Below are 8,650 nucleotides of genomic sequence, written 5' to 3'. Positions count from 1 at the left end.
AGCTGCCTCTGCTCCTTGAGGGTGCGGTGCAGGGGCGGGGGAAGCGTCGTCGACTCGTCGGGCGGTGTGGAGGCCTCACGTGCCTCCCGCAGGCGTGACTGGCGGGACTGACGCTGCATGAGGAGCTCATGCACGTGCTCCGGCTCGAGGAGACCGGGGAAGCCGATGAACTCCTCCTCCTCCGGGGTCCCCGGTTCGGCCAGCTGACCGAACTCCTGTCCTTCGAAGACCACGCGGTCGAAGTGGGCGACGGACGAGAGCGCCTGGTAGCTGAACTCCTGCGTCAGCGCGTCCGAGGTCTCCTCCTCACGGTTCGCACTCTCGAGCAGCGAATCCTCCAGGCCATCGTCTTCCTTCGACTGCCGGTCGAGCGCATGGTCGCGCTGTTTGTCCATCTCGTTCGCAAGCCCCATGAGCACGGGGACCTGCGGAAGGAACACGCTCGCGGCCTCGCCACGACGCCGGGCTCGCACGAACCGGCCGATGGCCTGAGCGAAGAACAGCGGAGTCGAGGACGACGTCGCATAGACCCCCACGGCGAGACGCGGCACGTCGACGCCCTCCGACACCATGCGCACGGCCACCATCCAGCGAGAGTCGTTGGCGCTGAACTTCTCGATCCGCTCCGACGCCGTCGCATCATCCGAGAGCACGACCGTGGCCTGCTGGCCCGTGATGCTGTGCAAGATCTTCGCATACGCGCGCGCGACCGTCTGGTCCGTCGCCAGTACGAGACCGCCGGCATCGGGGACGTGGTGGCGGATCTCCGTGAGCCGTCTGTCCGCGGCCGACAGGACGGCCGGCATCCACTCGCCCTCGGGATCGAGCGCCGTGCGCCACGCCTGCGACGTCACGTCCTTGGTGTTGTCCTGGCCCAAGTGCGTCTCGAGCTCGTCGCCGGTGGTGGTGCGCCAGCGCATCTTGCCGGCGTACATGTGGAAGAGCACGGGCCGGACGACGCCGTCGGCCAGTGCCCGGCCGTAGCCGTAGTTGTAGTCGGTGCGCGAGATGCGGGCGCCGGACTCATCGGGGTGGTACTCCACGAACGGGATGGGCGCCGTGTCGCTGCGGAACGGCGTGCCGGACAGCAGCAGGCGCCTCTTCGCCGGCCCGTACGCGTCTCGGATGGCGTCGCCCCAGCTCAGCGCATCGCCGCCGTGGTGAACCTCGTCGAGGATCACCAGGGTCTTGGCGTCCTCCGTGAGATGCCGGTGCACCGAGGATTTCGCGGCGACCTGCGCGTACGTCACGACAGCGCCGTGATAGTGCCGAGCCGGTGCCGAGTCGCTGTTGCGGAAGCGCGGGTCGAGGCGGATGTGCACGCGTGCCGCGGCGTCCGCCCACTGGGTCTTGAGATGCTCGGTCGGTGCGACCACGATGATGCGGTTGACCTCGCCCATGCGCATGAGCTCGACGGCGAGGGTGAGTGCGAACGTGGTCTTGCCTGCGCCGGGTGTGGCGGCGACGAGGAAGTCGCGCTGATCCGCCGCGAAGTACTGTTCGAGGGCCTCCTGCTGCCAGGCACGCAGCTTGTTCGCGGTTCCCCATGGGGCACGCTGAGGAAAGGACGGAGAGAGCATCGAGTCCACGATAATCGCTGCCGGGGACACCGGATCACTCCCCGCGATTCCCGCGCGTGCCCTGCCCCGCACCGAGCCCTGCGGGTAGGCTCGGTCACTGCGTCGTGGTCACCGCCGCGTCGCTGATCGTTCGCGAAGGAGAGCTGGATGACCGACCAGGATTCGACTCGGACCCCTTACATCCCGAACGAGACCGCGCACCCGTGGCGCCGATTCGTCGCGGTCGGCGACTCGTTCACCGAGGGCATCGGCGACCCCGATCCGGCGCATCCTGGGAGCCACCGCGGGTGGGCGGACCGCGTCGCCGAGGTGCTCGCCGCGCAGGTCGACGACTTCGCCTACGCGAACCTCGCCGTCCGCGGCAAGCTGATCGCCCAGATCGTCGCCGACCAGATCGAGCCGGCCGTCGCGCTGCGCCCCGATCTGGTCTCCATCTGTGCGGGCGGCAACGATGTGATCCGGCCCGGCACCGACCCGGATGCGATCGCGAGCCAGCTCGACGACGCCGTCGCCCGGCTGTCCTCCACCGGCGCCGCCGTGCTGTTGTTCACGGGCATCGACACCGCCTTCACGCCGGTCTTCCGCGCCTTCCGCGGAAAGGTCGCGATCTACAACGAGAACGTCCGCACCATCGCCGAGCGATACGACTGCATCGTGGCCGACCAGTGGGCGCTCAAGGTCGTGCAGGACATGCGCTTCTTCGACGATGACCGACTGCACTACAACGCGCTCGGCCATCACGAGGTGGCCCGCATGGCGTTGCGTGCCCTGAACGTGCCGAACGATCTCGAGGCCATGCAGCCCGAGCCGTTCCCGCTGCGCACCTGGCGAGAGGCACGCTCGGAAGACCTGGGCTGGGCCAGGGAGCACCTGGTTCCGTGGGTGCTCAGAAGGCTCCGTCACCAGTCATCTGGCGACAACCTCGCTGCGAAGCGTCCGGAGCCCTCCCCCGTCGTCCTTCCCGGGAGGGACTGAGCGTCAGGCCTTCATCGCCCAGAGTGCGACCGCTGCCGCTGATGCCACGTTGAGGGAGTCGACCCCACCGGACATCGGGATCGTGACGACGGTGTCCGCTCCGTCCATGGCCTCGCGCGAGAGTCCGTCGCCTTCCGACCCCATGACCAGCGCGACCCGCGCCGGACGTGCGGCCGCATACGCGTCGAGCGTCACCGCGTCGTCGCGCAGCGCCAGCGCGGCGATGTCGAAGCCGTCGGTGTGGAGATCCGCGATCGCGGACTCCCAGTCCGTGATACGCGTCCACGGCACCTGGAAGACGGTGCCCATGCTGACTCGGACGCTGCGCCGGTACAGCGGATCGGCCCCGCCCGGAGAAACCAGCACCGCGTCGGCGCCGAGACCTGCTGCAGCACGGAAGGCTGCTCCGACGTTGGTGTGATCCCCGATGTTCTCCAGGATCAGCACGAGGGAGGCGCCGTCGATCACCTCGCGGACGGAGGGCAGCTCTGGTCGGTGCATGGAGGCGATGGTGCCGCGGTGCACCGCGAAACCCGTCACCGCCTCCGCCACCTCGTCCGGAACGACGTACACCGGCACGTCGAGGTCACCGACGATGGCACGGATGTCGTCCACCCTGCGCTCCTGCACCAGGACGGAGCGGGGACGGTGACCGGAGGCGACCGCGCGCGCGATCACCTTCGTCGATTCCGCGATGTAGAGACCACCGGACGGCTCCGACAGTGCTCGTAGGGCGGTATCGGTGAGGCCGCGGTAGTCGTCGAGACGTCGGTCGGCGGCGTCGGTCACAGGCAGGAGATCCACGATGTCCACTCTGCCACCGTCAGGACACGGCGCAGCACCGGTCGCTGGGGCGTCGGCGGCTCTCGTGGAGGCCCTGGTCGGCCTCGGCACCGTAGACTCGCTCGAGGAGGTCTTGTGAGCGTGTCCATTCCCGCCGAGCTGTCGGCCACCATCGCCCACGCCGCCGAGCTGCTGCGCGAGAAGCGCATCGCACTCCTCACCGGCGCCGGCATCTCCACCGATTCCGGCATCCCCGCCTACCGTGGCGAAGGCGCGAGGACGCGCAGCGATCCGATGACGATCCAGACCTATCTGGGTGACGAGGCTGCGCGTCGGCGCTATTGGGTCGGCGGGCACCTGGGCTGGCGCGCTTTCGCGAGAGCCGAGCCGAACGCGGGACACATCGCCCTGGCGCAACTCGAAGCATCGGGGAACGTGTCCGGCGTGATCACCCAGAACGTCGACGGACTGCATCTGCGGGCCGGGAGCTCGCACGTCATCGAGGTCCACGGGACCATGCGTCGCGTGCTGTGTCTGCAGTGCGGTCAGGTCTTCGATCGCCGCGACGTCGCCGTGCAGATCGAGGAGCTCAACCCCTGGATCACCGTGCCGGAGAACGTCGCTCTCGCCCCCGACGGCGACGTGCTCCCGGAGAGCACGGAAGGCTTCGTCATCCCCGTGTGCACCGTCTGCGCGGGCATGCTCAAGCCTGACGTGGTGTTCTTCGGCGAGTACGTGCCACAGGATCGCTTCCGCGCAGCGGAGTCGCTGCTGAGTTCGAGCTCCGCCCTGATCGTCGCGGGCTCCTCCCTCGTGGTCAACTCCGGTGTCCGCCTCGTCGAGCGTGCGCGGCGACGTAACATCCCCCTGATCATCGTCAACCGTGAGCCGACGCGCGCGGATGCCTGGGCGCATGTGACCATCGCCGCGGGCACCAGCGACGTGCTCCCCGCCCTCCAGGAACTCCTCTCGTGACCCACCTCACCCTCGTCCGCCACGGTCAGACCGACTGGAACCTCGCGCGGCGCATCCAGGGCTCCACCGACATCCCCCTGAACGAGAAGGGACGCGAAGACGCGCGATGGGCCGCGGAGAAGCTCGCGGCAGGAACCCATCACGCCGTCTACACGAGCCCGTTGCTGCGCGCCAAGGAGACCGCGGAGATCATCGCGGAGCGCCTGGGGCTGGAAGTCGCCGGCGTCGTCCCCGATATCCGCGAGCGCGAGTTCGGCGATGGTGAGGGCATGCTCGTGCCCGACTACATCGCGACGTATGGCGACTGGCACGCGGAGGTTCCTGGTGCGGAGTCGCTGCACGAGGTGGGAGAACGCGCGATCGAAGCACTGCACACGATCGCTCGCGAGGCGCGGCGTCGGTCCTCCCCGCGTGCGGAGTCGGTCATCGTCGTCGCTCATGGTGGCGTGATCCGCGCCGTGATCGACCACGTCTCCGGCGGCACTCTCCCGCGCGACGGCGAGGTGCTGCAGAACGGCTCGGCGCACCGGTTCGTCGCCGCACCGGGCTATCTCCGTCTGCTGGAGGAGACGCCCGTCCTCTGATCAGACGGCGCGGGACACGACCGAACGCGCGTGACGGAGGACCGGCTCGTCGATCATCCGTCCATCGAACCGGAACACGCCGCGCTGCGACTCGGCCGCAGTGAGCACGGCGCGCGCCCAGGTGAGCAGCGCGTCGTCCGGACGGTACGCCGCACGGATCGTCGCCACCTGGTTCGGATGGATGCAGGCCGTCGCACGGAATCCCGAAGCGGCGGCGTCGATCGCCTCCTCCTCGAGTCCAGTGAGGTCATCGATGTCGATGTGCACGGCGTCGATGGCTGCTTTGCCGTGCGCACCGGCTTCGAGGAGGACACGCGCTCTGGCGTACCTGGCGATGTCGCGATACGCGCCATCCGCGTTGCGCGAAGACGTGCCTCCCAGGGAGGCGACGAGATCCTCGGCCCCCCACATCAACGCGGACACCTGCGGGTGTGCGGCGATGCGGTCGGCTGCCTGGACGCCGCGGGCGGTCTCGCACAGGGCGATCAGCGAGTACCTCTCGTCGAACGCCGACAAGCTGTCCGCACGCTCGGTCTTCGCCACCATCACGGTGCGGAAGTCGGTCTGAGCCAGCGCCGCGAGGTCTGCGGCGAAGGCCTCGGTGTCGGGGGCGTTGACGCGCACGACCACTCGAGAGGGGTCGACATCGGCGGCGATCACGTTCCTGCGCGCTTCGTCCTTCGCCTCCGGGAGCACCGCGTCCTCGAGATCGAGGATGATCGCATCAGCCCGCTCCGCGGCTTTCCGGAAGCGCTCCGGCCGGTCGGCAGGGCAGAACAACAGCGCCGGACCGAGGTCGAACGTCATGCGGGGGATCCTTCCGGACGGCAGTGGACGAGCACCGAGCGGACGGCCGTGGCGACGACGGTACCGTCCTGGTTCCGGCCGGTGTGGGCGATCTTCACGATCCCCTGCCCCGGCCGGGAGGAGGAGAGCCGCTTCTCGACGACCGTGCTCTCGGTGTAGAGGGTGTCTCCCGCGAACAGCGGATGCGGGAACGCGACATCGCCGAAGCCGAGCTGTGCGACGAGGGTCCCCTGCGTCAGCTGCGCGACGGACGAACCCACCATGGTGGACAGAGTCCACATCGAGTTCATCAGTCGCGCGCGGAACGGCTCCTGACCGTCGGCGAAAGCCGCATCGAGGTGCAGGGCCTGCGTGTTCATGGTGAGGGTGGTGAACAGCACGTTGTCGGCTTCGGTCGCAGTTCGTCCTGGGCGGTGCAGGTAGCGGGCGTCGGTCTCGAACTCCTCGTAGTACAGACCCCTCTGGACGACGTCGTGCGTGCTCATGCCGCCACGCTACCCGGCGAGTCCGAGACCGCGGGCGATGACCAGCAGCTGCACCTCGGTCGTGCCCTCGCCGATCTCGAGGATCTTGGAGTCGCGGTAGTGCCGTGCCACGGAGAACTCGTTCATGAAGCCGTTGCCGCCGAAGATCTGCGTCGCGTCTCTCGCGTTGTCCATCGCCGCCTCGCCCGCGACCAGCTTGGCGATGGCCGCGGCTTCGGCGAACGGCTTGCCCGCGTCTCGGAGTCGAGCCGCGTGATGCCAGGCGAGACGTGCCGTGTGCACCCGTGCGCGCATGCGGGCCAGAGTGAACTGCGCGTTCTGCCGCGTGCTCAGGGCGGCCCCGAAGATCGTGCGGCTCTTGGCGTACTCGACAGCGGCCTCCAGGCATCCTTCGGCGGCGCCGGTCGAGAGGGCCGCGATCGCGATGCGTCCTTCGTCGAGGATGCTGAGGAAGCTGCGGAAGCCGCTCCCCCGCGTACCCAACAGGTTGGAGGCGGGAACCCGTGCGGCGTCGAAGGTGAGGGGATGTGTGTCCGACGCGTTCCACCCGACCTTGTCGTACGGCGCTTCGACCGTGAACCCCGGTGTCCCGTTCGGCACGATGATGGTGGAGATCTCCTTGCGCCCATCCTCGTTCCCGGTCACCGCCGTGACCGTGACGAACCGCGTGATGGGGGTCCCGGAGTTCGTGATGAACTGCTTCGAGCCGTCGATCACCCACTCGTCGCCGTCGAGGCGCGCCGTGGTCCTGGTCGCACCGGCATCGCTGCCGGCCTCCGGTTCCGTGAGGCCGAAGCCCGCCAGGGCTCGCCCGGCGAGCAGGTCCGGCAGCAGCTCCTGGCGCTGCTCCTCCGAGCCGAAGCGGTAGATCGGCATCGCGCCGAGGCTGACCCCTGCTTCGAGCGTGATCGCGATGGACTGGTCGACGCGCGCGAGCGCCTCGATCGCGATGCCGAGTGCCATGTAGTCGCCGCCCTGTCCGCCGTACTCCTCGGGGAACGGTAGACCGAACAATCCGAGATCGCCCATCTGGCGAACGACGTCCATCGACAGCGTGTGCGTGCGATCGGCCTCGTAGGCCTGCGGTGCGACGACCGTGTCGGCGAATTCGCGCACCATGGCGGCGAGCTCGCGCTCCTCGTCGGTCAGCTCTTCCATGTTCAGCTCTCCTCCGTCGTCACGCGGGCGACCGGCTGGTCACGCCGCACCTGGTCGCCGACCGCGACCAGCAGATGCACCACACCGTCATGCGGTGCCAGTACCGGGTGCTCCATCTTCATCGCCTCGATCGAGACGAGGGCTTCTCCCGCGGACACCGTGTCGCCGTCGGTCACGTGCACCGCCACGACGCTGCCCGGCATGGGGGCACGGCCCTCCGGCTCGGTCGCCGCAGCTCCCGCGTCGCGTGCGGACAACCGGCGCTGCATCCGCTGTCGCCTGTCGAGAGGGCGCAGGCGTATCGTGCGACCTTCCTCCGCGACCCAGACCGCTCCCTCGGCATCGACTGCGGCCAGCACGCCCGCTCTGGAGGGGGAAGGAGACGCTTCATCGAGCTCGACCTCGTCGCCGTCGTCCGTGAGCGCGACGAACGGGGCATACGGCGCGTCCTGGGTCCCCAGGCGCCACCCGGGCAGCTCACGCCACAGCGGGCTGGTGCGCACCGATGCGGGGGGATCCGAAACGGCGTCCCGCGCCGCAGCCAACTGAGACGCCGAAGGCTTCACCGTCTCGAGGGGAAGCAGGGACTCGATGAGACCGGTGTCGAGATCGCCTTCGATGACCCGCGCGTCCTGGCACAGCATCCGCAGGAACGCGATGTTGGTCTCGACGCCCAGCACGACGGTGCTCGCGAGTGCTCGGTCCAGTCGTGCCAGTGCCGTGGCGCGGTCATCGGCGAAGGCGATCACCTTCGCGATCATCGGGTCGTAGAATCCGGTGACCTCGCTGCCGCTCTCGATGGCCGCATCCACGCGGACACCCGGCGGTGGGTCGAAGAGGAGCACCGTCCCCGTGGACGGAAGGAAGCCGCGCTCAGGGGCCTCCGCGTACACCCGAGCCTCGACCGCGTGGCCGCGCAGGCGAGGTGTGACGTCCAGGGGAAGACCCGCTGCCGCGCGGAGCTGAAGCGCGACGAGGTCGAGTCCGGTGACCTCCTCGGTGACGGGGTGCTCCACCTGGAGCCGCGTGTTCATCTCGATGAAGAAGACCTCGTCCGGCGCGTCGGCATCCACGAGGAACTCGACCGTGCCGGCCCCCACGTAGGAGACGCTCTCGGCGGCGAGCACCGCGGCGGAGAGCAGGCGCTCGCGCGTGTCGGCCGGGATCCCCGCCGACGGGGCCTCCTCGATGACCTTCTGATGCCGGCGCTGCAACGTGCACTCGCGTTCGCCGAGGGCGATGACGGTGCCGTGCACGTCGCCGAAGACCTGTACCTCGATGTGCCGTGGTCGTCTGATCAGCC

Annotated in this window: 9 protein-coding genes; 3 read left to right on the top strand and 6 right to left on the bottom strand. The window is 68.9% G+C overall.

Features of this window, described 5'->3' with window-relative positions; translation table 11 throughout:
* The coding region (locus DSP71_RS20865) for a DEAD/DEAH box helicase (RefSeq protein ID WP_258546590.1) at positions 1 to 1,580 on the bottom strand (1,580 nt) is incomplete at its 3' end.
* 147 nt (positions 1,581 to 1,727) lie between these two features.
* Between DSP71_RS20865 and DSP71_RS20860 the strand changes: the two genes are divergently transcribed.
* A complete protein-coding gene (locus DSP71_RS20860) occupies positions 1,728 to 2,555 on the top strand; it encodes an SGNH/GDSL hydrolase family protein (protein ID WP_058631166.1) in 828 nt (275 codons plus the stop codon).
* Between the two features lie 3 nt (positions 2,556 to 2,558).
* Here DSP71_RS20860 and DSP71_RS20855 read toward each other — a convergent pair whose 3' ends face one another.
* Positions 2,559 to 3,359, bottom strand: coding sequence for an RNA methyltransferase (locus DSP71_RS20855; RefSeq protein ID WP_061015224.1), 801 nt, complete (start codon positions 3,357 to 3,359; stop codon positions 2,559 to 2,561).
* A gap of 120 nt (positions 3,360 to 3,479) precedes the next feature.
* Here DSP71_RS20855 and DSP71_RS20850 point away from each other — a divergent pair, with 120 nt between their 5' ends.
* On the top strand, positions 3,480 to 4,313 hold the full coding sequence (locus DSP71_RS20850; protein ID WP_258546593.1) for a Sir2 family NAD-dependent protein deacetylase: 834 nt from the start codon (positions 3,480 to 3,482) through the stop codon (positions 4,311 to 4,313).
* Positions 4,310 to 4,897: a histidine phosphatase family protein gene (locus DSP71_RS20845; protein ID WP_046747010.1), complete on the top strand. Its 588-nt coding sequence runs from the start codon at positions 4,310 to 4,312 to the stop codon at positions 4,895 to 4,897. The genes DSP71_RS20850 and DSP71_RS20845 overlap by 4 nt, the downstream gene beginning before the upstream one ends.
* Here DSP71_RS20845 and DSP71_RS20840 read toward each other — a convergent pair whose 3' ends face one another.
* The 4 genes from DSP71_RS20840 to DSP71_RS20825 form a co-directional block, all read right to left on the bottom strand.
* On the bottom strand, positions 4,898 to 5,704 hold the full coding sequence (locus DSP71_RS20840) for a CoA ester lyase (RefSeq protein ID WP_061015222.1): 807 nt from the start codon (positions 5,702 to 5,704) through the stop codon (positions 4,898 to 4,900).
* Complete coding sequence (locus DSP71_RS20835) at positions 5,701 to 6,189, bottom strand: MaoC family dehydratase (RefSeq protein WP_061015221.1); 489 nt, start codon at positions 6,187 to 6,189, stop codon at positions 5,701 to 5,703. Before DSP71_RS20835 ends, DSP71_RS20840 begins: the two co-directional genes overlap by 4 nt.
* Before the next feature lie 9 nt (positions 6,190 to 6,198).
* Positions 6,199 to 7,347, bottom strand: a complete 1,149-nt coding sequence (locus DSP71_RS20830; RefSeq protein WP_113681950.1) for an acyl-CoA dehydrogenase family protein — start codon at positions 7,345 to 7,347, stop codon at positions 6,199 to 6,201.
* 2 nt (positions 7,348 to 7,349) lie between these two features.
* Positions 7,350 to 8,650: biotin/lipoyl-containing protein (locus tag DSP71_RS20825; protein ID WP_258546589.1), on the bottom strand; the 1,301-nt coding region annotated here is incomplete at its 5' end.

Origin of the sequence: Microbacterium sp. H6, from assembly GCF_003314775.1 — a bacterium.
Classification (GTDB): Bacteria; Actinomycetota; Actinomycetes; order Actinomycetales; family Microbacteriaceae; genus Microbacterium; species Microbacterium oxydans.
This window is presented reverse-complemented; position numbering and strand designations above follow the sequence as displayed.

Excerpts from the sequence above, each read along its gene's own strand:
- DSP71_RS20835 (WP_061015221.1), bottom strand. The coding sequence starts at position 6,189 with ATGAGCACGCACGACGTCGTCCAGAGGGGTCTGTACTACGAGGAGTTC.
- DSP71_RS20840 (WP_061015222.1), bottom strand. The coding sequence starts at position 5,704 with ATGACGTTCGACCTCGGTCCGGCGCTGTTGTTCTGCCCTGCCGACCGG.
- DSP71_RS20830 (WP_113681950.1), bottom strand. The coding sequence starts at position 7,347 with ATGGAAGAGCTGACCGACGAGGAGCGCGAGCTCGCCGCCATGGTGCGC.
- DSP71_RS20860 (WP_058631166.1), top strand. The coding sequence starts at position 1,728 with ATGACCGACCAGGATTCGACTCGGACCCCTTACATCCCGAACGAGACC.